The organism is Bradyrhizobium sp. USDA 4516 (genome assembly GCF_054055915.1).
The window spans coordinates 2,085,654-2,109,505 of sequence record NZ_JBSRXT010000001.1; the positions used below are offsets into that span (position 1 = coordinate 2,085,654).

Annotated in this window: 20 protein-coding genes and 1 tRNA gene; 9 read left to right on the forward strand and 12 right to left on the reverse strand. The window is 65.3% G+C overall.

Annotation, left to right across the window (positions count from 1 at the left end; all coding sequences use genetic code 11):
• Positions 1–23: 23 nt before the first annotated feature.
• The 3 genes from ACVI1L_RS09730 to ACVI1L_RS09740 form a co-directional block, all read right to left on the reverse strand.
• Entirely contained in the window at positions 24–452 is a 429-nt protein-coding gene (locus ACVI1L_RS09730) for a DUF2948 family protein (protein WP_229193280.1), read from the reverse strand.
• An 84-nt stretch (positions 453–536) separates the two neighbouring features.
• The gene (locus ACVI1L_RS09735; protein WP_057018151.1) at positions 537–1,196 is read right to left on the reverse strand and encodes a Rossmann-fold NAD(P)-binding domain-containing protein; all 660 of its coding nucleotides are present in this window, start codon (positions 1,194–1,196) and stop codon (positions 537–539) included.
• A gap of 29 nt (positions 1,197–1,225) precedes the next feature.
• Positions 1,226–2,164 carry an SDR family oxidoreductase gene (locus ACVI1L_RS09740; RefSeq protein WP_456782778.1) on the reverse strand — a complete coding sequence of 313 codons (939 nt, stop codon included), beginning with the start codon at positions 2,162–2,164 and terminating at the stop codon, positions 1,226–1,228.
• Between the two features lie 106 nt (positions 2,165–2,270).
• On the opposite strand from ACVI1L_RS09740, the gene ACVI1L_RS09745 reads away from it, so the two are divergent.
• The gene (locus ACVI1L_RS09745; protein WP_456782779.1) at positions 2,271–2,939 is read left to right on the forward strand and encodes a TetR family transcriptional regulator; all 669 of its coding nucleotides are present in this window, start codon (positions 2,271–2,273) and stop codon (positions 2,937–2,939) included.
• A 345-nt stretch (positions 2,940–3,284) separates the two neighbouring features.
• Here ACVI1L_RS09745 and ACVI1L_RS09750 read toward each other — a convergent pair whose 3' ends face one another.
• The 5 genes from ACVI1L_RS09750 to ACVI1L_RS09770 form a co-directional block, all read right to left on the reverse strand.
• Positions 3,285–4,109, reverse strand: a complete 825-nt coding sequence (locus ACVI1L_RS09750; protein ID WP_050382324.1) for an alpha/beta fold hydrolase — start codon at positions 4,107–4,109, stop codon at positions 3,285–3,287.
• 140 nt (positions 4,110–4,249) lie between these two features.
• Positions 4,250–4,750, reverse strand: coding sequence for a hypothetical protein (locus tag ACVI1L_RS09755; RefSeq protein ID WP_057018160.1), 501 nt, complete (start codon positions 4,748–4,750; stop codon positions 4,250–4,252).
• Positions 4,751–4,927: 177 nt separating this feature from the next.
• Positions 4,928–5,236 carry a UBP-type zinc finger domain-containing protein gene (locus tag ACVI1L_RS09760; protein WP_057018148.1) on the reverse strand — a complete coding sequence of 103 codons (309 nt, stop codon included), beginning with the start codon at positions 5,234–5,236 and terminating at the stop codon, positions 4,928–4,930.
• 168 nt (positions 5,237–5,404) lie between these two features.
• Positions 5,405–7,102: an FAD-dependent oxidoreductase gene (locus tag ACVI1L_RS09765; protein WP_456782780.1), complete on the reverse strand. Its 1,698-nt coding sequence runs from the start codon at positions 7,100–7,102 to the stop codon at positions 5,405–5,407.
• 41 nt (positions 7,103–7,143) lie between these two features.
• On the reverse strand, positions 7,144–7,356 hold the full coding sequence (locus tag ACVI1L_RS09770; RefSeq protein ID WP_253588732.1) for a hypothetical protein: 213 nt from the start codon (positions 7,354–7,356) through the stop codon (positions 7,144–7,146).
• A 325-nt stretch (positions 7,357–7,681) separates the two neighbouring features.
• On the opposite strand from ACVI1L_RS09770, the gene ACVI1L_RS09775 reads away from it, so the two are divergent.
• Positions 7,682–7,756, forward strand: a tRNA-Thr gene (locus ACVI1L_RS09775).
• Positions 7,757–7,812: 56 nt separating this feature from the next.
• Here ACVI1L_RS09775 and ACVI1L_RS09780 read toward each other — a convergent pair.
• Positions 7,813–7,938 (reverse strand): hypothetical protein, encoded by a 126-nt coding sequence (locus ACVI1L_RS09780; protein ID WP_256527829.1) that lies wholly within the window; start codon positions 7,936–7,938, stop codon positions 7,813–7,815.
• Between the two features lie 99 nt (positions 7,939–8,037).
• Here ACVI1L_RS09780 and ACVI1L_RS09785 point away from each other — a divergent pair, with 99 nt between their 5' ends.
• The 3 genes from ACVI1L_RS09785 (at position 8,038) to ACVI1L_RS09795 (ending at position 11,853) form a co-directional block, all read left to right on the forward strand.
• Positions 8,038–8,358, forward strand: a complete 321-nt coding sequence (locus tag ACVI1L_RS09785) for a hypothetical protein (RefSeq protein WP_253638528.1) — start codon at positions 8,038–8,040, stop codon at positions 8,356–8,358.
• Positions 8,359–8,714: 356 nt separating this feature from the next.
• The gene (locus tag ACVI1L_RS09790; RefSeq protein WP_076830931.1) at positions 8,715–9,458 is read left to right on the forward strand and encodes an outer membrane protein; all 744 of its coding nucleotides are present in this window, start codon (positions 8,715–8,717) and stop codon (positions 9,456–9,458) included.
• Between the two features lie 250 nt (positions 9,459–9,708).
• Complete coding sequence (locus ACVI1L_RS09795; protein WP_456782781.1) at positions 9,709–11,853, forward strand: methyl-accepting chemotaxis protein; 2,145 nt, start codon at positions 9,709–9,711, stop codon at positions 11,851–11,853.
• A gap of 378 nt (positions 11,854–12,231) precedes the next feature.
• Here ACVI1L_RS09795 and ACVI1L_RS09800 read toward each other — a convergent pair whose 3' ends face one another.
• Positions 12,232–13,260, reverse strand: coding sequence for an IS110 family RNA-guided transposase (locus ACVI1L_RS09800; RefSeq protein ID WP_057016162.1), 1,029 nt, complete (start codon positions 13,258–13,260; stop codon positions 12,232–12,234).
• 244 nt (positions 13,261–13,504) lie between these two features.
• On the opposite strand from ACVI1L_RS09800, the gene ACVI1L_RS09805 reads away from it, so the two are divergent.
• From ACVI1L_RS09805 to ACVI1L_RS09815, 3 genes are all read left to right on the forward strand, one after another.
• A complete protein-coding gene (locus ACVI1L_RS09805) occupies positions 13,505–14,569 on the forward strand; it encodes an MBL fold metallo-hydrolase (protein ID WP_456782782.1) in 1,065 nt (354 codons plus the stop codon).
• A gap of 184 nt (positions 14,570–14,753) precedes the next feature.
• Positions 14,754–15,983 (forward strand): 5-aminolevulinate synthase, encoded by a 1,230-nt coding sequence (hemA, locus tag ACVI1L_RS09810; RefSeq protein WP_057019433.1) that lies wholly within the window; start codon positions 14,754–14,756, stop codon positions 15,981–15,983.
• A gap of 116 nt (positions 15,984–16,099) precedes the next feature.
• Complete coding sequence (locus ACVI1L_RS09815; RefSeq protein ID WP_057019434.1) at positions 16,100–19,609, forward strand: PAS domain-containing hybrid sensor histidine kinase/response regulator; 3,510 nt, start codon at positions 16,100–16,102, stop codon at positions 19,607–19,609.
• Positions 19,610–19,794: 185 nt separating this feature from the next.
• On the opposite strand, the gene ACVI1L_RS09820 is transcribed toward ACVI1L_RS09815, so the two are convergent.
• Both ACVI1L_RS09820 and ACVI1L_RS09825 read right to left on the reverse strand, forming a co-directional pair.
• Positions 19,795–20,973 carry a YncE family protein gene (locus ACVI1L_RS09820; protein ID WP_229189939.1) on the reverse strand — a complete coding sequence of 393 codons (1,179 nt, stop codon included), beginning with the start codon at positions 20,971–20,973 and terminating at the stop codon, positions 19,795–19,797.
• Positions 20,974–21,159: 186 nt separating this feature from the next.
• Positions 21,160–21,834, reverse strand: a complete 675-nt coding sequence (locus tag ACVI1L_RS09825) for a response regulator (RefSeq protein WP_057019436.1) — start codon at positions 21,832–21,834, stop codon at positions 21,160–21,162.
• A 316-nt stretch (positions 21,835–22,150) separates the two neighbouring features.
• Here ACVI1L_RS09825 and ACVI1L_RS09830 point away from each other — a divergent pair, with 316 nt between their 5' ends.
• Positions 22,151–23,815: an MFS transporter gene (locus ACVI1L_RS09830; protein ID WP_035631004.1), complete on the forward strand. Its 1,665-nt coding sequence runs from the start codon at positions 22,151–22,153 to the stop codon at positions 23,813–23,815.
• Positions 23,816–23,852: the final 37 nt, after the last annotated feature.

Genomic DNA, 23,852 nt, shown 5'->3' on the forward strand with positions numbered 1-23,852 from the left:
CCGCCCCGGAATGACGTGCCCAATCACCCCGGCGCCACGCCGAGATCGTCGATGCCCAGATCAGTCAATTCGCACTCCAGGCACTCGACATCCAGCCGCAGCGCCCCACCATGGCCGAACATCAGGAGCGCGCTGCCGCCCGGCGGGTCGGAGGCATAGAACTCGATCCCGAGCAGTTCCAGGGTGGCCTCCGGGGCTTCCAGGTCGATATTGCGCGACTTGCATGCCAGAACCCGGTCGAACCTGAGCGCGGCGATCAGCCGGCGCGAGCAGGCGCCGCCCGACAGGGTCTGCTCCCAGTCCAGCCGGTTCAGGCCGACCACGAGCCGCTTCTCGTCCTGGCGCCAGACGATGTCGCAGGGCTGGACGCGGGCGTCCTGCACATGGGCCGAGATGACCGCGAGGTCATCGGCATCGAGGGCGATCAGCTTCAGCGGCGCGGGTGGGGACATGACGGTGGTTATAACGCCTCGCGGCCCGGGAGGTACCAAGAGACCTGGCGAAATCGCCGCTCGAGGGAACCGGCCCACCGCGCTTCAGAGGCGATTGATGTCCTCGCTCTCCAGCACCGGCCTGGGGTAGCCGTCGCGGGCGACCTTCAGCATGGCGCGGCCGAGCTGTTCCGACGTCGTCATGTAGTTCGGGGCGACCCGCACCAGAAAGGAAAGCAGCGGCGAGGTCGCGAGATAGATCGCCTGCACCCAGCCGGTCTTGGAGCGGACGCCATGCAGCGGCTGGATCCCGGCGGGCCGGAACATGTAGGCGGCCTTGAACGGCAGCTTGAGCAAATCGTTCTCGGTCTTGCCCTTCACCCGGGCCCACATCAACGGGCCGCGCTCGGTGGAATCGGTGCTGCGCCCCGTGACATAGGTGAACACCATGCCGGGATTGAGCCGCGCCAGCACCGTCGCCGCGGCCAGTGTGATGTCGTAGGTGAGATGGCGGTAGCGTGCCTCGTCCATGCCGATCGAGGAGACGCCGAGGCAGAAGAAGCAGGCGTCGTAGCCGGCAAGCTGAGGCTCGATCGCGCTGTAATCGACGAAATTGTCGTGGATCAACTCGACAAGCTTGGCATCGCGCTGCCCGGTCGGGCTGCGCCCAACCGCGAGCACGCGCTCGACGCCGGGATCGAGCAGGCATTCGCGCAGCACGCCCTGCCCGACCATGCCGGTCGCGCCGAACAGGATGACCTTCATGTCGATTGCCCCGCTGCCGCCCGATCCGTTCAGGCGGCGGTTGCGACCTGATCAAACGATACACCGGTCAGCGCAGCCGAGATATCCCATAGCCGCTGCGCTACCGCGATGTCCCTGGCGTGCGGCATGATGCGCGCCGGCGCAGGTGGGCCCTTCAACTCGTAGAACCCGTTGGGCCCGTAATAGCCGCCCGGCTGGGCCGCGGCTGACGTCGCCGCGAACAGCGTCGGCAACGCGCCCGCCGCCGCGGAGTGGCTCATGATCGGCTGCAAATATCGGCCGAGCCGCCACGACAGGCTGTCGGTGCCGGGACCGTTCGGGATCAGCTCGGTGCGCGCGTAGCCGGGATGCGCGGCATTGCTCATCAATCCCCAGCCGTTGATCGCACTGCGACGCTGCAATTCGAGCGCGAACATCAGCATCGCAAGCTTCGACTGGCAGTAGGCGCGCCACGGCGCGTAGGAACGGCGGGCCTGCAGATCGTCGAAATTGATGACGCCGGAGCGATGCGCAAGGCTGGAAAGATTGACGACGCGGGTGTTGTGGCCGCGGCGGAGCTGCGGCAACAGCAGCGCGGTCAACGCATAGTGGCCGAGATAGTTGGTGCCGAACTGCATTTCGAACTCGTCAGCGGTGACCTGCCGCTTCGGCAGCGACATCACCGCGGCATTGTTGATCAGAAGATCGAGCGCGGTATGCGTGGCGGCGAAGCGCCCGGCGAAATCGGCGACCGATGCGAGGTTCGCGAGGTCGAGCGTTTCATAGGTCACCGCGGCATCGGGAAGCTGCGCGCGGATCCGCGCCAGCGCGTCCTGCCCCTTGGCGCCGTTGCGGCCGGTGAGCACGACATTGGCGCCGGCGCACGCCAGTTCCAGCGCGGTCTCGTAGCCGAGTCCGCCGGTAGCGCCCGTGATCACGGCGGTCCTGCCGCCCTGCCGCGGAATGTCTGCAGTGCTCCAGCCGGTCATGCTTATATCTCCTTGCGACACGATTCGGGTTTCTCGTCGGGTTCCTGCGGGTCCAGCCGCATCCGACGAAATGTGCACTAAGTGCATTTTTGCAAGGGGTGAAAAATTGCAACGTCCGGCGCCCGCGCGCAAACCGGCCAGGAAATCGGCCAAGAAACCGGTCAAGTCGGCGCAATCCAAAGCGAATCCGGCGCCGCCGGCGGCGGGCCTGCGCGCACGCAAGCGGCAGGAGACCCGGGAACGGCTGACCAAGGCGGCGATGATGCTGTTTCTCGAGCGCGGCTTCGAGGCGACCACGCTCGACGACATCGTCGCCGCCGCCGACGTCTCGCGCCGCACCTTCTTTCACTATTTCGCCTCGAAGGAAGACGTGGTGCTGGCCTGGCAGGAGGACGGTACCGCGGCACTGATCGCAGCCGTTGCGGCGCGCCCGGCCACTGAATCCATGCTGCAGGCCGCCGAGAACGCCATCGCCGACATGGTCAAGCAGATCGACCCGCGCGAGGCGGTCGCGCTGGCGCGGCTGAAGCGCGACAATCCAGCGCTGCAGGCGCGCGATCAGGCCAAATATGAAGGGCTTGAGCGCGAACTCGCCAACGCGTTGCTCAAGCGCGCCAACCACAGGAGCGACCGGATGAAAGCCCGGCTGGTCGCGATGATCACGACCGGCGCGATGCGCGTCGGCAGCGAACTCTGGGCCGACGATGGCGCCCGCGAGAAGCCGGACCTGGTCGCCAAGCGCCTGTTCGCCGCGATCCGCGCGATTTTTGAGTGAGCGAGCCGATCACGGCGCTTCCGAAACATAGTCTCCGTAAGGCGAGCACATGCTTCGGACTCCTCCCCCTTGTGGTAGGGCAATCGCATATGGCCGTTTGAGGCGTTCGGAGTTCCCACAAACTCGTCATGCCCGGGCTTGTCCCGGGCATCCACGTCTTCGTTTCCACGCGAAGAAAAGACGTGGATGGCCGGGACAAGCCCGGCCATGACGGCGCGGAAGAATCGGTTCATTCCATATGCGATTGCCCTGCCCCTTGTGGGGAGAGGAGTGAGCCACCGGGCGAGGTGGATTGAGGCTGCGCAATGTTGAGACGCGCGGCGTAGAGCACAGCCTCTCTCACCTTCAGCCCTTGATGAACGCCAGCAGGTCGGCGTTGATCGTCTCGGCTTCGGTGGTCGGCATGCCGTGCGGAAAACCCTTGTAGGTCTTCAGCGTGCCGTTCTTCAAAAGCTTGGCCGAGAGCGGGGCGGAGTCGGCGTAGGGCACGATCTGGTCGTCGTCGCCATGCATCACCAGCACCGGCACGTTGATCTTCTTCAGATCCTCGGTGAAGTCGGTTTGCGAGAACGCGACGATGCCGTCGTAATGCGCCTTGGCGCCGCCCATCATGCCCTGCCGCCACCAGTTCTGGATCACGGCCTCCGACGGTTTTGCGCCGGGCCGGTTGTAGCCGTAGAACGGCCCGGCCGGCAGATCGCGGTAGAATTGCGAGCGGTTGGCGGCGAGTTGGGCCTGCAAGCCGTCGAATACCGACTTCGGCAAGCCGCCGGGATTATTCGCCGTCTGCACCATCAACGGCGGCACCGCGCTCAGGATCGCCGCCTTCGCCACCCGGCTCTCGCCGTGGCGGGCGATGTAGTGCACCACCTCGCCGCCGCCGGTGGAATGGCCGACATGGACGGCGTTCTTCAGGTCGAGATGCGCGGTGACGGAAGCGAGGTCGTCGGCATAGTGATCCATGTCATGACCGTCGGCGACCTGGGCGGAGCGGCCGTGGCCGCGGCGGTCATGGGCGACGACGCGAAAGCCGTGCCCCACGAAGAACAGCATCTGCGCGTCCCAGTCGTCCGACGACAGCGGCCAGCCATGGCTGAACACGATCGGCTGGCCCGAGCCCCAATCCTTGTAGAAAATCTCGACGCCGTCTTTGGTGGTGATGGTGGGCATTGGAAGCACTCCTTCAGCTGATCGTCATTCCGGACACGCCAGGCGTGAACGAACCTTGGGCGACGGCGCATCGCGGACACGCCACCGCATCTCGTCTTCTATGCTGCGTGTCGCTACGAAATGAGGTCATCCGCCCCGGATCAGGCGAACGTGACCGCCCTGAACCGGCGCCAGGCACCGATGGTCACCAGGACGAAGAACACCAGCACGATGCCCTGCACCACGGCAAAGACCGGCCCGGATGGCGGGTTCGGCGGCACGGCTGGCGCCAGCGCCTGCAACGCCGGCACCTTGAGGAAGCTCTGGATGACCAGCACGAAGACGTTGAGATAGAGCGAGACCATCGCGGTCACGATATAGATCGGACGCCAGGCGCCCTTGAGCTGCATCGCATAGAGCGCAATGCAGGCGATCGCGAGCAGCACCAGCGAAAGCCCGCCGATGATGTGCGACGGCAGCAGCTTCTCGGTCACCAAAGGCGGGATCACGAAGCCGGTGGCGCTGGTCAGGATCGTGAGCGCGAGGAAGATCGCGGTCAGCCCCGGCATCGCGCGCGAGCCGAGCAGCCCGAACATCACGAGCACGCCGGCGACGATTGCAATCAGGCTGATAATGACGTGCACGAGCACCAATGTCGTCATGTGGCGCACTCCCCGTTGAGACCCGCGTGCGAGGTTACGATGCGTGACGGAAAATTGCTACATGCTTCGATGGCAGGACGGCCGACATCCCATCAAAAATTGCCGGCGCGGGCGATTGCTGAAAATTTTCGCACATATGTCACACGATGCGGCACGTGCGCCGTGCGAGAAGCCTCATCAATAATAGCGCGGGATCGGTCCGTTATGCGGCGTCTTGCGCTTCGACAGGTCGAACAGCACCTCGTCGACATAGCACCAGCCCCAGCCTTCCGGCGGATCGTAGCCCTCGATCACGGGATGGCCGGTGGCGTGGAAATGCGCCGTCGCATGCCGGTTCGGCGAGTCGTCGCAGCAGCCGACATGGCCGCAAGTGCGGCAGATGCGCAAATGCAGCCAGCGGCTGCCGCTCTTCAGGCATTCCTCGCAGCCAAGCGCACTCGGCGTGACATCCTGGATGCCGGCGATATGGGTGCAGCCTTTCGTCATTTTTCGGCCCTTACCTGTCGCAGCTATCTGATCCGTCATCCTGAGGTGCGAGCTCTTGCGAGCCTCGAAGGATGCACGGCCACACTGTGGCCGATTCATCCTTCGAGACGCCGCTTCGCGGCTCCTCAGGATGACGGGAAAACGTTTGCGTGCGTCGCATCGACGTTGCTACAGTGTGTGATCACCCGCGTCAGCGAGATAGCCGTGCAGCGCGGCCACCACCTGAGCGCCCTCGCCGATCGCGCCGCCGACGCGCTTGACCGATCCGGAGCGGACGTCGCCGACCGCGAACACGCCGGGCACCGTGGTCTCGAGCAGCGGCACGGCGCGCGCGCCTTCGCCGGTCTGCACGCCGGTCATCACGAAGCCGCCGCGGTCGACCTGCACCCCGCAGCCATCGAGCCAGCCGGTCGCCGGATCGGCGCCGACAAACAAAAAGAGATTGCGGATATCCATGGTGAACTCGTCGGGCGCGAGCCGGCTGCGCCAGCGCACCCGCTGCAGCGTCTCCGCGCCGTCGAGCCCGATCACCTTGGTGTTGAACATCAATTCGATATTCGGCGTCGCCTCGATGCGCTCGATCAAATAGCGCGACATGCTGGCTCCGAGCCCGCCGCCGCGGATCATCATGTTGACCTTGCGGGCATGCGCCGACAGGAACACCGCCGCCTGCCCCGCGGAGTTGCCGCCGCCGACCAGCACGACGTCCTGGTTGGCGCAGAGCCGCGCCTCGATCGGCGAGGCCCAGTACCAGACGCCGCGGCCTTCAAAGGCATCGAGATTGTCGATCTCGGGCCGGCGATAGCGCGCCCCGCTGGCGACCACCACGGATTTCGCGCGCAGCGTATGCCCGCAGGCGGTGTCGAGCACGAATGCGCCGGACGCTTTCGTGCAGTCGAGCGATTTGACCGAGACCGGGATCAGCATCTCGGCGCCGAATTTCTGCGCCTGGTTGAAGGCGCGCCCGGCCAGCGCCTGGCCGGAGATGCCGGTCGGAAAGCCCAGATAGTTTTCGATGCGCATGCTGGCGCCGGCCTGGCCGCCGAAGGCGCGGGAATCGAACACCGCAACCGACAGGCCTTCCGACGCCGCATAGACCGCGGTGGCAAGCCCGGCCGGGCCGCTGCCGACCACGGCGACATCGTAGAGTTTTTCATGCGCGCTGTTGCCGATCATGCCGAGCGCCATCGCAAGCGCGGTCTCGGACGGATTGCGCAGCACCGTGCCGTTGGGACAGACCACCAGCGGCAGCTCGGCGCGCGTCGGCGAATAGCGCGCGACGAGGTCGGCGGCATCCTTGTCGGTCGCGGGGTCGAGGAGGTGGTGCGGCTGGCCGTTGCGCGCCAAAAAATTCTGCAGCGACGCCATGTTGCCGACCGAGGCGGGGCCGATCAGCACCGGCCCGCCGGCGCCGCCCTGGATCAGGCTGACGCGGCGCAGGATCAGCGCGCGCATGATGCGCTCGCCGAGATCGGCCTCCGCAACCAAGAGCGCGCGCAGCCGGTCGGGCGGCAGCAGCAGCGTCTCGACCACCCCATCGGCATGGCCGTCGACCAGCGCCGGGCGGCCGGAGAGCTGGCCGATCTCGGCGAGGAACTGGCCCGGTCCCTGGTCGATGATCGGCGCGACATGGCCGAGGCCGTCGCGCTGGGTGATCGAGACATTGCCCGACAGCACCACGAACATGCCGGGCCCGGGCTTGCCGGTCTCGAACAGCGCCTCGCCGTCCTGGTATGAGCGCGGCTCGCCGAAGCGGCGCATCCGCTCGATCTCGTGCGCGGTCAGGGTCGGAAAGGTCTGCTCATGGCGCGGGAAGGCGTAGGCGGTTGCGCTCAGCCGATCGATCGTCGTCTCATCTACAGCCATCTCGGCAACCCGCTTCCTTATAACAATGCGCACGAACCGGGTTAACGGCGCGGCTCGTTTCCGCCGGCGTCATCTGGTGAGCCGCCATCTAGCGAACCATGGGCGGCTTCGGAAGAGGCCGCACCGTCACGACCGCGCGCCTGCGATTTCCGCCGCTTCAGGTTTTCGCGCAGCGCGAGCTTGAGACGATCCTGTCGTGAATCCTTCACGCGGGCTCCGGCCTGCCCGCCGCCTCTGTCCTGGTCGCCTGTCATTGCATAACTCTCGAACCGCCGCCGCCCTGCGCAAGGGGAGGATAGGCCGAGCATAGCCAATGGCGGATGCCCGCGCACCCTGCCCGGTCGGCCAGTTGCGGCGATATGATTCGGCGGCAAGCGCGGATCGGGATAGTTTCGGCGCAATCGGGAACCCAATCCGGCCGAAATCGGCCAGATTGGCCGGAATCATCGGCGAGGCGGTCGATTTCTGCCGATTTCAAGGGCGGCAGGGGCGCTCTTTCGCTTGCGCCAAAGGGAGGCCTGTGGCAAGAACCGCCCGCTTGGACGGGCCCTTGGGGCCGATTCAATTTTTCCCGGGCATGCTGCCGTAGCTCAGTGGTAGAGCACTCCATTGGTAATGGAGAGGTCGACAGTTCAATCCTGTCTGGCAGCACCAGGATCTTCGCAAACGATGGCAGTCGCAGGCACGCGGTGCGCCCGCGTGCGCTGGAATCAACGCGCCAGCAGCACACCCATCCCGCCGATCGTCAGCACGACGTAGAAGGCGAACACACTGCCGACCCATTTCCAATCGATCTGATCGTGTTCGGGGCTGAGGCTTTCGATGATGCCGTGCATGATGGTTTCCTTTAGAACTCGCCTGCGTGGCGTATAACCCGCGCCTCGAGCACGTCATGTGACTCACTTCACATTTTGCCATCGCGGAGCGGACCAAGCGTGACCGGCCCAGAACTGAAGAAACTGCGCGAACATCTCGGCGAGGCGCTGGGCCGCGAGCTGACGGCGGCTGACATGGCAAAGCTGTGCGGGCTATCGGCCGCCGGCGGCGCCGAAAAGCTGCGCAGGTGGGAAGTCAGCGGCCCGACCCCGAAGGTCGCCGCCCTGCTGCGCGTGCTGGCGATGGCGAGCGAGCACTATCCGATCCTGGAGAAGTTCGACGTGTTCGATCGCCACGACGTCCCGGTCAAGGATCGCGCCGCCCGCCGCCAGGCGTTCCGCGAGCAGATGCGCGACGATGTGCGCAAGCGCCTGGCCTAAAGCGCGATGACATTAGGTTGAATCATCATCGCGCTTTAGCTCCTTGTTTGAGCATGATCTCCGCGCAAACGCGTTCCGCGTTTGTCGCGAGGGAAAACCGCTTCGCACTTTTCCGGATCATGCTCTAACCGACGGCTTGGTTAACAGGAAATGCGCGCCGCGCACACCGCGTTAAGCCTTGCTTCATTCCACCTTAAGCGTTCGTTAGGCACAACAAAACGTTTCGCCGCAAAGGCTGCGACTTAACGCTCCGCGCAGCGTTCCGGTGACTGCATTTTATTCAAATGCGGTCTAACCCATCGCCGTGGATGGCGCCATTCACGCTGCGCCTCATGACTTGTCCGGAGACTGCCCCCATGAAGAAGTTCCTGCTCGCAACCGCCGCCGTCGCGGCGGCCGTCGCTGCCTTTGGCGCGACCGCCAACGCCGCCGATTTCAACCGTGGCTACTATCAGAAGGCGCCCGCGCCTGTTTACGCCGCGCCGCTCTACAACTGGACCGGCTTCTATCTCGGCGGCCATCTCGGCGGCGTGTTCTCCCAGAACAACAATTTCAACGGCCTCGCGCTGTCCGACTCCGACGCCCGCTTCATGGGCGGCGTGCAGGCCGGTTACGACTGGCAGCTGTCGCCGATGTGGGTGATCGGCCTCGAAGGCCAGTATTCCTGGGTCGGCGGCCATCAGCTCAACGCGATCTTCCCGGGCGGCTACGTCTACAACAACAACCAGCGCGGCATCGGCTCGATCACCGGCCGCGTCGGCTACACCTGGGGTCCGGGCCTGATCTATGTGAAGGGCGGTTATGCCTATTCCGACAACAACGAAACGGTGACGCTCGGCGGCGCGCCGGTCGGCTTCACGCTCAGCGACAACCACAGCAACGGCTGGACCATCGGCGGCGGCGCCGAATACATGTTCGCGCCGAACTGGTCGGCCAAGGTCGAGTACCAGTACTATGACTTCGGCGACAGCCGCTTCACCGCGCCGGGCGCGCTGGTGCCGGTCGGCAGCTTCCACAATGACGAGCACACCGTGAAGGCGGGCCTCAACTACCGCTTCAATCTCGGCAACCTCGGCGGCCCCGCTTACGGCCGCTACTGAGATCGCCCTTACAACCAGGCGTGGAAAAGGCCGGCTCACGCCGGCCTTTTTGCATCCGATCGCGTGCATCGATTCCGCACAGCGAACCGAGACGTCGCCACTGCGCGGCAGCCCTGAAAAATCCCGCAGATCGTCGCAATTTTCCCGATTTTGTTAACCGGCCGCACCGATACTCCCGCGCCGGGGAAACATCCAAGAGTAGTGGCCAAGGATAGTGGCCAAGCGTAGTGGGCCAGGGGGCACAGGGGCAATGGCGTTTCGGTTCAAGCTCGGCAAACCAAATCTCAAGCGTATCCATCTGCCGCAAATGGGCGTCAGGGGCAGCCTGTTCGCGGCGTTCGCTGTGATCGCAGGCATGGCGCTGGTGATCAGCGCAGGCGCCGGCATCGTGCTGCATCAGCTCGGCGGCACCATGACCGATCTCTCCGGCCGCGACATTCCGCGGCTTGCCGCGAGCCTGCAACTTGCCGCGCAAAGCGCTTCGCTCGCGGCGCAAGGCCCCGGCCTGCTCGCCGTGCAGAGCGAGGACGCGCTGAACGATCGCACCAAGAAGGTGCAGGACGTCGCGCGGCTCACCAGCGCCAAGCTCGGCGAGATCATCGAGCTCGGCGCCGACAAATCCGTGGTCAGCGCGCTGCAGGAGAACGTCAAGAACACCGATGAGGCGACCAAGAGCCTGATCTCGGCGGCGCGCGAGCGGCTCGAGGTCGGCGCGCTGCGCGACAAGCAGTACAACGCGTTGCGCAAGGCGCAGGCGGCGTTCGTCTCCGCCGCAAGTCCCGCGATGCTCGACGCGCAGACCCGGCTCAACGCCATCCTCGCCGCGGCCGAGGTGTCGGCGGACGACGCCACTGAAGCTGCCCGCACCGTCGGCCAGATCAGCAACGTGCTCGCCGCCGGCAATCTGATGGCCGCCGACATGACCGCGGCGCTGTCGGCCAATTCCAGCGAAACCCTCGATGGGATCGAGGCCGAGTTCAAGGCCGGGCGCGAACGCGTCAAGTCCAACCTCGAGGACCTGCCGAACAATCCCGCGATCGTCGCGGTGCGCGACACCGCCTCGAGGCTGCTCGTGCTCGGCGAAGGCAAGACCGGCGTGTTCAAGATCCGCCAGAAGGAGCTCGACGCGATCGACTACGGCCAGACCATCCTGGAAGAGACGCGCAAGCTCAATGTCGGGCTCGGCATCAGCGTCCAGCAGCTGGTCGACGCGGTGCAGAAGGAGACCGACAGTTCGACCTTCCAGGCGCGGCAGCAGATCTCGCTTGCCACCATGGTGATGATCGGCCTCGGCGCCCTGACGCTGGTCGGCTCGTTCCTGTTCGTCTGGCTCTATGTCGGACGCAACATCCTGCGCCGCATCCGCGGCCTGCAGCGCTCGATGCAGCTGCTGTCCGACGGCGACCTCGACACCGAGATCCCGCAGAGCCGCCAGCGCGACGAGATCGCCGTCATGGCCGACGCGCTGCAGGTGTTCCGCGAGAGCATGGTCGAGAGCCGCGAGCTCACCGAAAACCAGAACAAGGACCGCAGCGCCAAGGCGGAGCGCGCCTCGCGCATGGAAGCGCAGATCGTCACGTTCGAATCCAACGTCCGCAGCGCGCTCGGCAGCCTGCAGACCGCGGCGAACTCGATGCAGTCGACTGCGCAGAGCATGTCGGCGACCGCCGACCAGTCGAGCGCGCTGGTCAATGCCGTCGCGTCGGCCGCCGAGGAAACCTCGGTCAACGTGCAGACGGTGTCGGCCGGCACCGAGGAGCTGTCGTCCTCGATCCAGGAGATCGGCCGCCAGGTCGTGACCTCGGCGGAGATCGCCCGCAAGGCGGTGGAGGAAGCCAGCGCCACCGACAGCACGATGCAGGGGCTCGCCGACAATGCCGCACGCATCAGCGTCGTGGTCGACCTGATCCAGACCATCGCCTCGCAAACCAATCTGCTCGCGCTCAACGCCACCATCGAGGCGGCGCGCGCCGGCGAGGCCGGCCGCGGCTTTGCGGTGGTCGCCTCCGAGGTGAAGAACCTCGCGAGCCAGACCGCGAAGGCAACCGAGGAAATCCGCCAGCAGATCGTCAGCATGCAGGAGGTGACGACGACGGCAGTCTCCGCCATCCGCAACATCTCGAGCACGATCGGCGAGATCAACGACGTCACCACCGCGATCGCCGCCGCGGTCGAGCAGCAGGGCGCGGCGACCCGCGAGATCGCCCGCAACATCCAGCATGCGGCGGGCGGCACCAGCGAGGTGTCGAGCAACATCGTCGGCGTCTCGACCGCCTCGGCCGAGGCGGGCACTGCCGCCGGCGAGGTGCTGAGCGCCTCCGACGCGCTGCGCCGCGAGGCCGACGTGCTGCGCTCGGAGATCGACGGCTTCCTGTCGAACATCCGCGCGGCGTAGGTACAGCGTCGTTCCGGGGCTATGCGAAGCATAGAACCCGGAACCTCGAGATTCCGGGTTCGCCTCTTCGAGGCGCCCCGGGATGACGGGCACGTATTCGCAAGACCGTTCGCTTCATCCGGGCTTCTGTAACGGGCCTTGGTTAGTCAATCCCTTTTCGCGTCATCCACTCGCCGGGCACTTGCTTCTGTACGGGATCGGCGCGAAGGCCGTCGCCTGATGGGGTGCATTGAGGAGCCGGCCGGCCAATCTACGGATTGCGTGGTCGTGAGCCACTTCCCGGATGGCGGCCTGACCGGATCCATCGTCCCAGCGGAGGGACTTCGCTCGGGGAGAGCCTGGTGTCGTGGCCCGCCCGGAACCGATTGCTGCTCCTGGCTAGATGGCCTTGGTCATCGGGTTGAACGGTTTGGTGTCGGCGAGCATGCGATGCAGGATCACGGCGAGCTTGCGAGCCAGCGCTACCTTGGCCTTGCGCATGCCTGCGCGCCGGGCGATCCGCATCGCCCAGCTCTTCAATGCCGAGCAATTCTTGACCGGCTTGGTCAGCATGACGTGAGCTGCCTGGTAGAGCGCCTCGCGCACGGAGGCATCCCCGATCTTGCTGATGCGGCCGGTGTAGTCGGTCTCACCGGACTGGTACTTCTTCGGGGTGAGCCCAAAGTGGGCTCCCGTGGCCTTCGAGGAGCGGAAGCGCTTCGGGTCGTCGATCGCCGCGGCATAGGTGAGCGCCACGATCGGACCAACGGACGGCGTTGTCATCAGGAGCTTGGCGGATGGATGCGTCCTGGCGAGCTTCTGGGTGTGCTTGTCCAGGCTCTTGAACTCCCGCAGCAGCACCGCATGGGCTTGGAGCAGCGCCGCCGCGACCAACTCCAGTCCGGGATGGCCGGTCACGAGCTCGCGGATGCGCCCGGCGAACGTGCGCTCGGTGGTCGCACCGACCTTCAGGCCAAAACCGCGAAGTATGCCGCGCAGGCTGTTCTCGACATCGCGAAGCTTGGATTGCAGCAGCTTGCGCGCCGTCAGGATGGCGCGGGTCTCCTGCGCCGCGACCGACTTGCAGTGCACCGGCCGGAACCAGCCGAGCCGCATCAACTGCGCGATCCGGCGGGCATCGTTGCGGTCCGTCTTCACCGGCATCGACTTGAAGGCTTCGCGAACGTGCCGCGTTTCCAGCAGCTCGACCGCAAGCCCTGCGTCTCGCAGACCCGCATACAGCCATTGCGACAAGGGGCCTGCCTCCAGCCCGATCCGTTCCAGTACCAGACCCAGCGACCGGAACCAGGCGATCAGCGCCGCCGGCTCGCTCGCAACCTTCGTCTCGCGCAAAATCTTGCCTGTCCCATCGACAAGGCAAACGCTCGAGCATTCCAAAGACACGTCAATTCCTGCATAGTGGTACATGGTCGTCCCTTAATGATGCTTGGAGCGGGCTTGCCCGACTCCGTTGGAACACCATCAGTTTGAGGGACGACCGCCTTCCAACCAACAGGCCGCTCGCGAGCGCGCTTCCAAATTGCGCCGTAGCGAGCGGGCGGCCGGCCCGTTACCCCATCTACGGAATTCCGGCGATTTCTCGTCCCATTCTCCGGACGACTATCTGATTTTTCGGCTGGCGCGGCGGCCCGTGTGCCGCTAAGCCGGTAGCATGCATACGAAGACCGACCCCGTGCACTCCTCGGCGGAGGCACTGCGATACCCTTGGGAGAACCATCCCGGCCACGACCAGGTCGTGGAGGTGGCTCCCGGCGTGCTGTGGGCGCGGCTGAAGCTGCCGTTCCGCCTCAACCATGTGAACATCTATCTGCTCGCCGACGGCGACGGCTGGACCATGGTGGACGCCGGCTTCGGCAATGAGGAATCGATCGCGGCCTGGACCACGCTATTCGAGGGGCCGCTGAAGCACGTCAAGGTCACCCGCCTGATCGTGACGCATTCGCATCCCGACCATGTCGGTCTCGCCGGCTGGATCACCGAGCGTTTCGGCTGTCCGCTGTTCATGTCGCAGGTGGAATATCTGCAGTCGGTCTATCACCAGAACCGCGGCACCGAGGAGCGGCGCAATGCGCAGCGGCTGTTCTTCCGCCGCCACGGCATGGACGAGGACCTCACCGAGAAGCTGCTCGGCCGTGGCCAGGATTACCTGAAGCGCGTGTCGGTGCTGCCGCCGTCCTATCACCGCCTCACCCATGGCGACGAGGTCGTGATCGGCACGCGGCGCTTCAAGGTGATCACCGGCGGCGGCCACGCGCTCGACCAGGTGATGCTGTATTGCGCGGCCGACAAGCTGTTCCTGTCCGCCGACCAGGTGCTGAGCAAGATCTCGCCCAATGTCAGCGTCTGGGCGGTCGAGCCCGAGCAGAACTCGCTCGGCGAATATCTGGCCTCGCTGGCAAGCCTGACCACCACCCTGCCCTACGACGTGATGGTGCTGCCGGGCCACGGCGTGCCGTTCTACGGGCTGAAGACCCGGATCAAGCAGCTCGCCGATCACCATGAGGAGCGCTGCCGGCTGATCGCCGAGGCCTGCCGCCAGGTGCCGCAGACCTCCAAGGAGCTGGTGCCCGTGGTGTTCCACAAGCACGTGCTGGACGAGCACCAGATGGGCTTCGCCGCCGGCGAGCTGGTCGCCCATGTCAACTACATGCTGGTCGAGGGCCGCCTGACGGCCGAGATGCACGCCGACGGCATGCTGCGCTTCAAGACGACCTGAACCCGGCCGGGCGGCAAGGCATCGCCCGGCGATTTGACCGAAATCGAGCCGAACGGTCCCGGCTAGGGCAATTTGCCCAACTGCGGCGCATGCCCAGATGTGGGTCAATGCATGGACATTAGAGCTGGAAAAGCTCTAAGAAGAAGCAGTCATTCCGGTCAGGTTCCGCTCTCTGGGTTTGCCGATGGATTACAGCCAGTTCTTCAATACCGCCCTCAACCGCCTGCACGACGAGCGGCGCTACCGGGTTTTTGCCGACCTCGAACGGATCGCGGGCCGCTTCCCGCACGCCACCTGGCATTCGCCGAAGGGCAGCCGCAACGTCGTGATCTGGTGCTCCAACGACTATCTCGGCATGGGCCAGCATCCCAAGGTGGTCGGTGCCATGGTCGAGACCGCGACCCGGGTCGGCACCGGCGCCGGCGGCACCCGCAACATCGCGGGCACCCATCATCCGCTGGTGCAGCTCGAGGCGGAACTCGCCGACCTCCACGGCAAGGAAGCCTCGCTGCTGTTTACCTCGGGCTATGTCTCGAACCAGACCGGCATCTCGACGCTCGCCAAGCTGATCCCGAACTGCCTGATCCTGTCGGACGCGCTGAACCACAATTCGATGATCGAAGGCGTGCGCCAGGCCGGCTGCGAACGCCAGATATTCCGCCACAACGACGTCGCGCATCTCGAGGAGCTCTTGATCGCCGCCGGTCCCGACCGGCCGAAGCTGATCGTCTGCGAGAGCCTTTATTCGATGGACGGCGACGTCGCACCGCTCGGCAAGATCTGCGATCTCGCCGAGCAATACGGCGCCATGACCTATCTCGACGAAGTGCATGCGGTCGGCATGTACGGCCCGCGTGGCGGCGGCATCGCCGAGCGCGACGGCGTGATGCACCGGATCGATATCGTCGAGGGCACGCTGGCAAAAGCCTTTGGCTGCCTCGGCGGCTACATCGCGGGCCGCGCCGAGGTCATCGACGCGGTGCGCTCCTATGCGCCGGGCTTCATCTTCACCACCGCGCTGCCGCCGGCGATCTGCTCGGCCGCGACGGCTGCGATCCGGCACCTGAAGACCTCGAACTGGGAGCGCGAGCGCCACCAGGACCGTGCCGCCCGCACCAAGGCGATCCTGACCGCCGCCGGCCTGCCGGTCATGTCGAGCGACACCCATATCGTGCCGCTGTTCGTCGGCGATCCCGAGAAGTGCAAGCGGGCCTCCGACCTGCTGCTCGAGGACCACGGCATCTACATCCAGCCGATCAACTATCCGACGGTCGCCAAGGGCACCGAGCGGCTGCGCATCACGCCCTCGCCCTACCATGACGACGGCCTGATCGACGCGCTGGCCGAGGCGCTGCTCCAGGTCTGGGACCGGCTCGGCCTGCCCCTGCACCAGAAGTCGCTGGCCGCCGAGTAACCCTATCCGCTTCCGACCCCGAATTTGGGCCGGCCGTGCATCGCGCGGCCGGTCCTTTGCGTTATAATCCTGACAACCGGCCCTTCCCCAGCGGCCGGGACAGGAGATGAGCAGCGATGCTGCACGACTGGGGCGTAATCGCCACGGCGTTCGCCTACATCGGATTGTTGTTCTTCATTGCCAGCCGCGGCGACCGCAGCTCGCCGGGCGAGCGCGGCCGCGCCAGCCAGTGGATCTATCCGCTGTCGCTGGCGATCTACTGCACCTCCTGGACCTTCTTCGGCTCGGTCGGCTTCGCCACCCGCACCAGCATCGACTTCCTGGCGATCTATGTCGGCCCGATCGTGATGGTCGGATTGTGCACGCCGCTGCTGCGCCGGGTGATCGCGCTCGCCAAGTCGCAGAACATCACCTCGATCGCCGACTTCATCGCCGCGCGCTACGGCAAGAGCCAGGCGGTGGCGGCGACCGTGGCACTGATCGCGATCATCGGCTCGGTGCCCTACATCGCGCTGCAGCTCAAGGCGGTGGCGGCGTCGCTGGAGACCATCCTGAGCGAGGACCAGGCGTTCTCGAAAATCCCCGTGATCGGCGACATCGCGCTGATGGTCACGCTGGCGATGGCGGTGTTCGCGGTGCTGTTCGGCACCCGCCACACCGACGCGACCGAGCACCAGCACGGCCTGATCCTCGCGATCGCGGCCGAGTCCATCGTCAAGCTGGTCGCCTTCATCGCCGCCGGCGCTTTCGTCACCTTCTGGATGTTCTCGCCGGTCGAGCTCTACGAGCGCGCCCTGAAGACGCCGGAGGCGGTGCGCGCGATCGAATATGTCCCGTCGATCGGCAATTTCCTGATCATGACGCTGCTGTCGTTCTGCGCGGTCATGCTGCTGCCGCGCCAGTTCCATGTCAGCGTGGTGGAGAATTCGACGCCCGCCGAAGTCACCCGGGCGCGCTGGCTGTTCCCGCTCTACCTCATCGCCATCAACCTGTTCGTGATTCCGATCGCGATCGCCGGCCTCGTCATCTTCCCGTTCGGCGCGGTCGATGCCGACATGTTCGTGCTGGCGCTGCCGATCGAGGGCAATTCGCAATTGCTCAGCCTCGCCGTGTTCGTCGGCGGACTGTCGGCGGCGACCGCGATGGTGATCGTCGAATGCGTCGCGCTGTCGATCATGGTCTCCAACGACATCGTGCTGCCGCTGGTCTTGCCGCGCAGCGACGACGCCAGCGCCGGCCAGAAGGACTTTGGCGATTTCCTGCTGAAGGCGCGCCGCTTCTCGATCTTCGCCATCATGGTGCTGGCGTATTTCTACTATCGCGCGCTCGGCAACACCCAGCTGGTCGCGATCGGCCTGCTGTCGTTTGCCGCGATCACCCAGCTGGCGCCGGCGTTCTTCGGCGGCCTGTTCTGGCGCAGAGCCACCGCACGCGGCGCCATGGCGGGCATGCTGGTCGGCTTCGCGACGTGGCTCTACACGCTGTTCATCCCGAGCTTCCTGGAAACCTCGACCACCGGCCTGATGCTGCTGCAGCACGGGCCGTTCGGGATCGAGGCGTTGCGGCCGCAGGCGCTGTTCGGCGCCGACCTGCCGCCGCTGCTGCACGGCGTGCTGTGGAGCCTTGCGCTCAACATCCTCACCTATGTGCTGTTCTCGCTGGCGCGCGCGCCGTCCTCGATCGAGTTGTTGCAGGCCGACGTGTTCGTGCCCAACGCGCTGGCCCCGATCGCGCCCAGCTTCCGGCGCTGGCGCACCACGGTGACGGTGGAGGATATCCAGAGCACGGTGACGCAATATCTCGGCCCCGACCGCACCCGCGAGGCCTTCGCCTCCTTCGCCGTCGACCGCAACATCGTGCTGCTGGCGTCGGCTCCGGCTGATTTCGAGTTGCTGCAGCATGCCGAGCGGTTGATCGCCTCCTCGATCGGGGCCGCGTCCTCGCGCCTTGTGATGTCGCTGCTGCTGCAACGGCGCACGGTGTCGGCCAAGGCCGCGCTGAAACTGCTCGACGACTCCCACGCCGCCCTGCACTTCAACCGCGAGATCCTGCAGACCGCGCTCAATCACGTGCGCCAGGGCATCGCGGTGTTCGACGCCGATCTGCAGCTGATCTGTTCCAACCGCCAGTTCTCCGAATTGCTGGGGCTGCCGCAGCATCTGGTGCAGCTCGGCATCCCGCTGTCCGAAATCCTCGAATTCATGGGCGCGATCAGTCCGCCTGCGTCCGGCGACGGCGACAGCCTGCTGCAGGCCCGCCTGCGCGCCTACACCACCGAGGGCGAGCCTTATCTGGAACGCTTCACCGACCGCCATCTGGTGATCGAGGTGCGTGCCAACCGCATGCCGGGCGGCGGGCTCGTCATCACCTTCTCCGACGTCACGCCGAGCTTCGAGGCGGCGGAGGCGCTGGAGCGCGCCAACGCGACGCTGGAAAAGCGGGTGCGCGACCGCACCGAGGAGCTGACGCGGCTGAATTCGGAGCTCGCGCTCGCCAAGGGCATCGCGGAAGACGCCAACGCCTCGAAGACACGCTTCCTTGCGGCCGCCAGCCACGACATCCTGCAGCCGCTCAATGCGGCGCGCCTCTACGTCACGAGCCTGGTCGAGCGCCAGAACGGCGGCGAGGATTCGCGCCTGGTCGAGAACATCGACGACTCACTCGAGGCGATCGAGGACATCCTGGGCGCGCTGCTCGACATTTCCAGGCTCGATGCCGGCGCCATGACGCCGGCGATCACGAGCTTCCGGATGGCCGACCTGATGCGCTCGCTGGAGATCGAGTTCATGCCGATCGCCCGCGACAAGGGCCTCGACCTGCGCTTCGTGCCGTGCTCGCTGCCGGTCGAATCCGACCGCTCGCTGCTGCGCCGGCTGCTGCAGAACTTCATCTCCAACGCGATCAAATATACCCCGCGCGGCCGCGTCTTGATCGGCTGCCGCCGCCGCGGCACCACGCTCCAGATCAGCATCTTCGACACCGGCGTCGGCATTCCCGTGCAGAAGCGCGGCGAGATCTTCAAGGAGTTCCACCGCCTCGAGCAGGGCGCCCGGATCGCCCGCGGCCTCGGCCTCGGCCTGTCGATCGTCGAGCGGCTGGCGCGGGTGCTCAACCACCGCATCGCGATCTCGGCCAATGTCAGCGGCGGCTCGGCGTTCTCGGTCACCGTGCCGGTCGCGACCGCGGTCAACCATACTGCGGCCGTCACCACCGCCACGCCGCTGTCGAAGACGCCGATGAGCGGCTCGCTGATTGTCTGCATCGAGAATGATCCTGCCATCCTCGACGGCATGAAGACGCTGCTGACGGCGTGGGACGCCGAGGTGATCGCGGTGCTCGACGCCGACGGCGCGATCAGCGCGATCGAGGCCGCCGGTGGCCGCGTCACCGGCGTCCTGGTCGACTACCATCTCGACCGCGGCAACGGCGTCGCCGCGATCCGCGAGATCCGCCGCCGCTTCGGCGACGGCATTCCGGCGATCCTGATCACCGCCGACCGCAGCCCTGCGGTGCGCGCCGCCGCGCGCGAGGAAAACATCGCGGTGCTGAACAAGCCGGTGAAACCCGCCTCGCTCCGCGCCCTACTCGGACAATGGCGCACCCAGCAGATGGTGGCGGCGGAGTAGCGCGCGGCGGCGCAATCCGGGCGCGCATCTCGCATTGGATCATGATGCGACTGGATCGAATCGCATCATGAAGGCACGGCAAAGACACGGCGCTCCCTCCCGCAAGCGCGTGAGGTGAAGCGAGCCTGCGCAGTGGCCGGCTCAACCGAAAATCACATGCTCCAGCAAGATCGCCAAGCGTCGGTTCAGTTCGGTCCCATTCCGGCCGACGCCGGGTGCCCTGGCACCTGAAAGCGCTTGCCTGTGTCGGTGACGTTGGTTCCGTCGACCTTCAGGATCGAGAAATCCTGGCTGAGGTAGTTCCCGACCAGGATGTATTTTCCGTCAGGCGTGAAGACCGCGGCCTCAGGCAGTCCGCCGACTTCGATATCTCCGGTCTTGGTCACTTTCTTGCCGTCGATCTTCAGGACCGAGACGCTGCCGTTCTTCTCATGGAAGAACGCATTCTTCATGTTCGAGCCGCGCAGGATCACCGAGACTGCGAGATCCCCCTTCGGACTGACGCCAAGCCCCTCCGGTCCATCGCCGACCACCACGCGATCGATGATGCGCGGCGGCTTCGCTTCGAGATCGATGACGCTGGCCGTGTCGACGCTGCCGTCCGACGCGCCTGAGTTGCCATTGTCCGACGTCAACGCGATCTTGCTGTTCGGGGTCACTGCCACATTGTAAGGCCATTGGCCGGTCGGCAGGTCTATCTTGGCGTAGGTGACTTTGTCGCCGGCGATATCGAGCACCGATATCTTGTGCCCGGGAAAACGCGCGACCAGCGCGTGCTTGCCGTCTGGCGCGAACGCGACATGTGCGACACTGTCAGGCATCGATATCGTGTCGGTGATCTTGACGTCAGTGCCGTTGACCGAAAGCACGCTGATCGAATTGTCCCCGCGGTTGGCAACCAACGCCATCTTGCCATCGGGACTGAAGCTCAACCCTGATGGCTGCTTTCCGCCGGCAATGGTCGCTGCCAGCTTGGGCGGGGTCGCCTTGAGATCGATCACATAGATCTTGTTATCCGGCACCTGCTTCAGAGCGTCGCCTTCCTTCACCACGTCGACCGAATCCGCGACCAGCGCCACCGTTCCGGTCGGATCGATAGCGACGTTGACCGGGGGGCCGACTACCGAGTTCTTCAATGGGAGAGAAGCCGCAATCTTCGGGTTCTCGGGATCGGCGAGATCGATGATCAGCACTTGATCCTTGCCGGGCGCGGACAGCACCGGCTTGCCGTCGTCGTCCCACAACAGCTTCTCGTCCAGGCCGACGATCATCAAGGGCTTGGCCTGAGCGCAATTGAAAGAGCTGGTACCGAGAAGGATTGCCGCAGCCAGAGATAGTCCGGCGACGCGAGTGACGGAAATCATGGCGTTCTCCCCAAAAGCACGCGGCCTCTCACGGGCCGGTGTCGGACAGGATACTCGGTTTTCGACCGATGCGCAGTTTGAATGGGATCTGGATGGCTTCGCGAAAGCGTGCCATCGGGCGCTTTCGCGCCCCTTTTTTCAATGCCGTGGCCCGAGCCCGGCGATCACAGCTGGAGTTGCTCGGGACTACGTCGGCGGCGTGCCCTGGCGCCACTGGCCGCCGGCGATCTTGGCGGCGGCGATCACGGCTTGGGTGCGGCTTTCGACGCCGAGCTTCTGCAGGATCGCCGAGACATGGGCCTTGATGGTGGCTTCTGAGACGCCGAGCTCATAGGCGATCTGCTTGTTGAGCAGCCCCTCGGACAGCATCATCAGCACCCGCACCTGCTGCGGGGTCAGCGTCACCAGCCGGTCGCGCAGCCGCGTCATGTCGGGATCGCCGGCCGCCGACAGATCGGTGTCCGGCGGCACCCAGACGTCGCCCTCCATCACCTTCATGATGGCATCCCGCAGCGTCTCGACGCCGAAGCGCTTGGGGATGAAACCGGAAGCGCCAAAGTCGAGCGAGCGGCGGATGGTCCCGGCATCGTCACTGGCGGATACGATCACCACCGGGATCGCCGGATACTGCGCCCGCAGATAGATCAGGCCGGAGAAACCGCTGATCCCCGGCATGCTCAGGTCCAGCAGGATCAGGTCGACCTCGGAGTCCCGTTCCAGCAGCGCGGTCAGATCCTCGAACGATCCGGCCTCGCTGATCGTGGCCGAACTCACGACGCTCGACACCGCCTGACGCAACGCATCGCGGAACAGCGGATGGTCGTCGGCGATGACAAGATGAGTATTGGCAGCAGCAGTCATCTCAGTCCCACAAGCGGGCTTTAGGCAAACCCGCGTCGCTCGGTTTTCGCCCGCGCGGCAGTATCACGCAAGCGCTTGATAATACCAGATGCCAACGCGGTTAACCCGCGCAGCTTGTGCGCCGCAATAGACGCCTGCGGAGGCGTTCCATCCTGCTCTTCCTTCAGAAGATAGGTTCGATCCTGAAAAGGCCAAAAGTCTTATTGGGGCGGGTTTCACTGCGATGTTACCTTCATCTCAAGCCGAGGGCCTATTCGGGCCTCACCCGCCAGCCGGGGGCGAGCATGGCAGCAATATTTCGGGGGGAGCAATCCAGATGTCCACTATGACTGCAACTTCGGCGCGGCCCGCCGGCATGACAAAGGATGAGCGTTTCGTCATCCTCGCGTCGTCGCTCGGTACCGTGTTCGAGTGGTACGACTTCTATCTCTACGGTTCGCTGGCCGGCATCATCGGCGCGCAGTTCTTCTCGGACTATCCGCCGGCGACCCGCGACATCTTCGCGTTGCTGGCATTCGCCGCGGGCTTCCTGGTGCGCCCGTTCGGCGCGATCGTGTTCGGCCGGGTCGGCGACATCGTCGGCCGCAAATACACCTTCCTCGTCACCATCCTGATCATGGGTCTGTCGACCTTCATCGTCGGCCTGTTGCCCAACGCCAAGACCATCGGCATCGCGGCGCCGATCATCCTGATCTCGCTGCGCCTGCTGCAGGGCCTCGCGCTCGGCGGCGAATATGGCGGTGCCGCGACCTATGTCGCTGAGCATGCCCCGCCCGGCAAGCGCGGCTACTACACCTCGTTCATCCAGACCACGGCAACGCTTGGACTGTTTCTGTCGCTGCTGGTGATCCTGTTCACGCGAACCCTCACCGGCGAAAAGGACTTCGCCGACTGGGGCTGGCGCATTCCATTCCTGGTGTCGGTGCTGCTGCTCGGCATCTCGGTCTGGATCCGGCTGCGGCTGAACGAATCGCCGGTGTTCCAGCGGATGAAGGAGGAGGGCAAGACCTCCAAGGCGCCGCTGACCGAGGCCTTCGCGACCTGGAGCAACGCCAAGATCGTGATCCTCGCGCTGCTCGGCCTGACCATGGGCCAGGCGGTGATCTGGTACACGGGCCAGTTCTACGCGCTGTTCTTCCTGCAATCGATTCTGAAGGTCGACGGCTACACCGCCAACCTCTTGATCGCCTGGTCTCTGTTGCTCGGCACCGGCTTCTTCCTGGTGTTCGGCGCGCTGTCGGACAAGATCGGCCGCAAGCCGATCATCCTGGCGGGCTGCCTGATCGGCGCACTCACGCTGTTCCCGATCTTCAAGATGATCACGACCAACGCCAATCCGGCGCTGGAGAAGGCCTATGAGACTGTCAAGGTGCAGGTGGTTGCGGATCCGGCCGGCTGCGGCGATCTGTTCAACCCGGTCGGCACCCGCGTCTTCAGCGCGCCTTGCGACACCGCCCGCGCCTTCCTGGCCCAATCGTCGGTGAAATATTCGACGGTGCCGGGCCCGGCCGGCTCGCCGGTGAAGATCCTGATCAACGACAAGGAAGTGCCGTATACGGACGCCAAGACGTCGAACCCCGCAATCCTCGCGGCGGTGCAGGCGGCGGGCTATCCGAAGCCGGGTGACGCCGGCATCGTGAAGATGTCGCACCCGTTCGATGTCTTCCGTCCGCAGGTGGCCGCGGTCATCGGCCTGCTGTTCATCCTGGTGCTCTACGTCACCATGGTCTACGGCCCGATCGCCGCCATGCTGGTCGAACTGTTCCCGACCCGCATCCGCTACACCTCGATGTCGCTGCCCTATCATATCGGCAACGGCTGGTTCGGCGGCCTGCTCCCGGCGACCGCGTTCGCGATCACCGCCTCGACCGGCGACATCTACTCCGGTCTCTGGTATCCGGTCATCTTCGCCGCAATCACCGTCGTGGTCGGCGCGCTGTTCATTCCGGAAACCAAGGACGTCGACATCACCAAGACCTGACCGTCGACATCGCGATCAGAATTGCATCGGCCGCGGA

Excerpts from the sequence above, each read along its gene's own strand:
- ACVI1L_RS09730 (WP_229193280.1), bottom strand. The coding sequence starts at position 452 with ATGTCCCCACCCGCGCCGCTGAAGCTGATCGCCCTCGATGCCGATGAC.
- ACVI1L_RS09735 (WP_057018151.1), bottom strand. The coding sequence starts at position 1,196 with ATGAAGGTCATCCTGTTCGGCGCGACCGGCATGGTCGGGCAGGGCGTG.
- ACVI1L_RS09740 (WP_456782778.1), bottom strand. The coding sequence starts at position 2,164 with ATGACCGGCTGGAGCACTGCAGACATTCCGCGGCAGGGCGGCAGGACC.
- ACVI1L_RS09750 (WP_050382324.1), bottom strand. The coding sequence starts at position 4,109 with ATGCCCACCATCACCACCAAAGACGGCGTCGAGATTTTCTACAAGGAT.
- ACVI1L_RS09755 (WP_057018160.1), bottom strand. The coding sequence starts at position 4,750 with ATGACGACATTGGTGCTCGTGCACGTCATTATCAGCCTGATTGCAATC.
- ACVI1L_RS09760 (WP_057018148.1), bottom strand. The coding sequence starts at position 5,236 with ATGACGAAAGGCTGCACCCATATCGCCGGCATCCAGGATGTCACGCCG.
- ACVI1L_RS09765 (WP_456782780.1), bottom strand. The coding sequence starts at position 7,102 with ATGGCTGTAGATGAGACGACGATCGATCGGCTGAGCGCAACCGCCTAC.
- ACVI1L_RS09770 (WP_253588732.1), bottom strand. The coding sequence starts at position 7,356 with ATGACAGGCGACCAGGACAGAGGCGGCGGGCAGGCCGGAGCCCGCGTG.
- ACVI1L_RS09780 (WP_256527829.1), bottom strand. The coding sequence starts at position 7,938 with ATGCACGGCATCATCGAAAGCCTCAGCCCCGAACACGATCAGATCGAT.
- ACVI1L_RS09790 (WP_076830931.1), top strand. The coding sequence starts at position 8,715 with ATGAAGAAGTTCCTGCTCGCAACCGCCGCCGTCGCGGCGGCCGTCGCT.
- ACVI1L_RS09795 (WP_456782781.1), top strand. The coding sequence starts at position 9,709 with ATGGCGTTTCGGTTCAAGCTCGGCAAACCAAATCTCAAGCGTATCCAT.
- ACVI1L_RS09800 (WP_057016162.1), bottom strand. The coding sequence starts at position 13,260 with ATGTACCACTATGCAGGAATTGACGTGTCTTTGGAATGCTCGAGCGTT.
- ACVI1L_RS09805 (WP_456782782.1), top strand. The coding sequence starts at position 13,505 with ATGCATACGAAGACCGACCCCGTGCACTCCTCGGCGGAGGCACTGCGA.
- hemA (WP_057019433.1), top strand. The coding sequence starts at position 14,754 with ATGGATTACAGCCAGTTCTTCAATACCGCCCTCAACCGCCTGCACGAC.
- ACVI1L_RS09815 (WP_057019434.1), top strand. The coding sequence starts at position 16,100 with ATGCTGCACGACTGGGGCGTAATCGCCACGGCGTTCGCCTACATCGGA.
- ACVI1L_RS09820 (WP_229189939.1), bottom strand. The coding sequence starts at position 20,973 with ATGATTTCCGTCACTCGCGTCGCCGGACTATCTCTGGCTGCGGCAATC.
- ACVI1L_RS09825 (WP_057019436.1), bottom strand. The coding sequence starts at position 21,834 with ATGACTGCTGCTGCCAATACTCATCTTGTCATCGCCGACGACCATCCG.
- ACVI1L_RS09830 (WP_035631004.1), top strand. The coding sequence starts at position 22,151 with ATGTCCACTATGACTGCAACTTCGGCGCGGCCCGCCGGCATGACAAAG.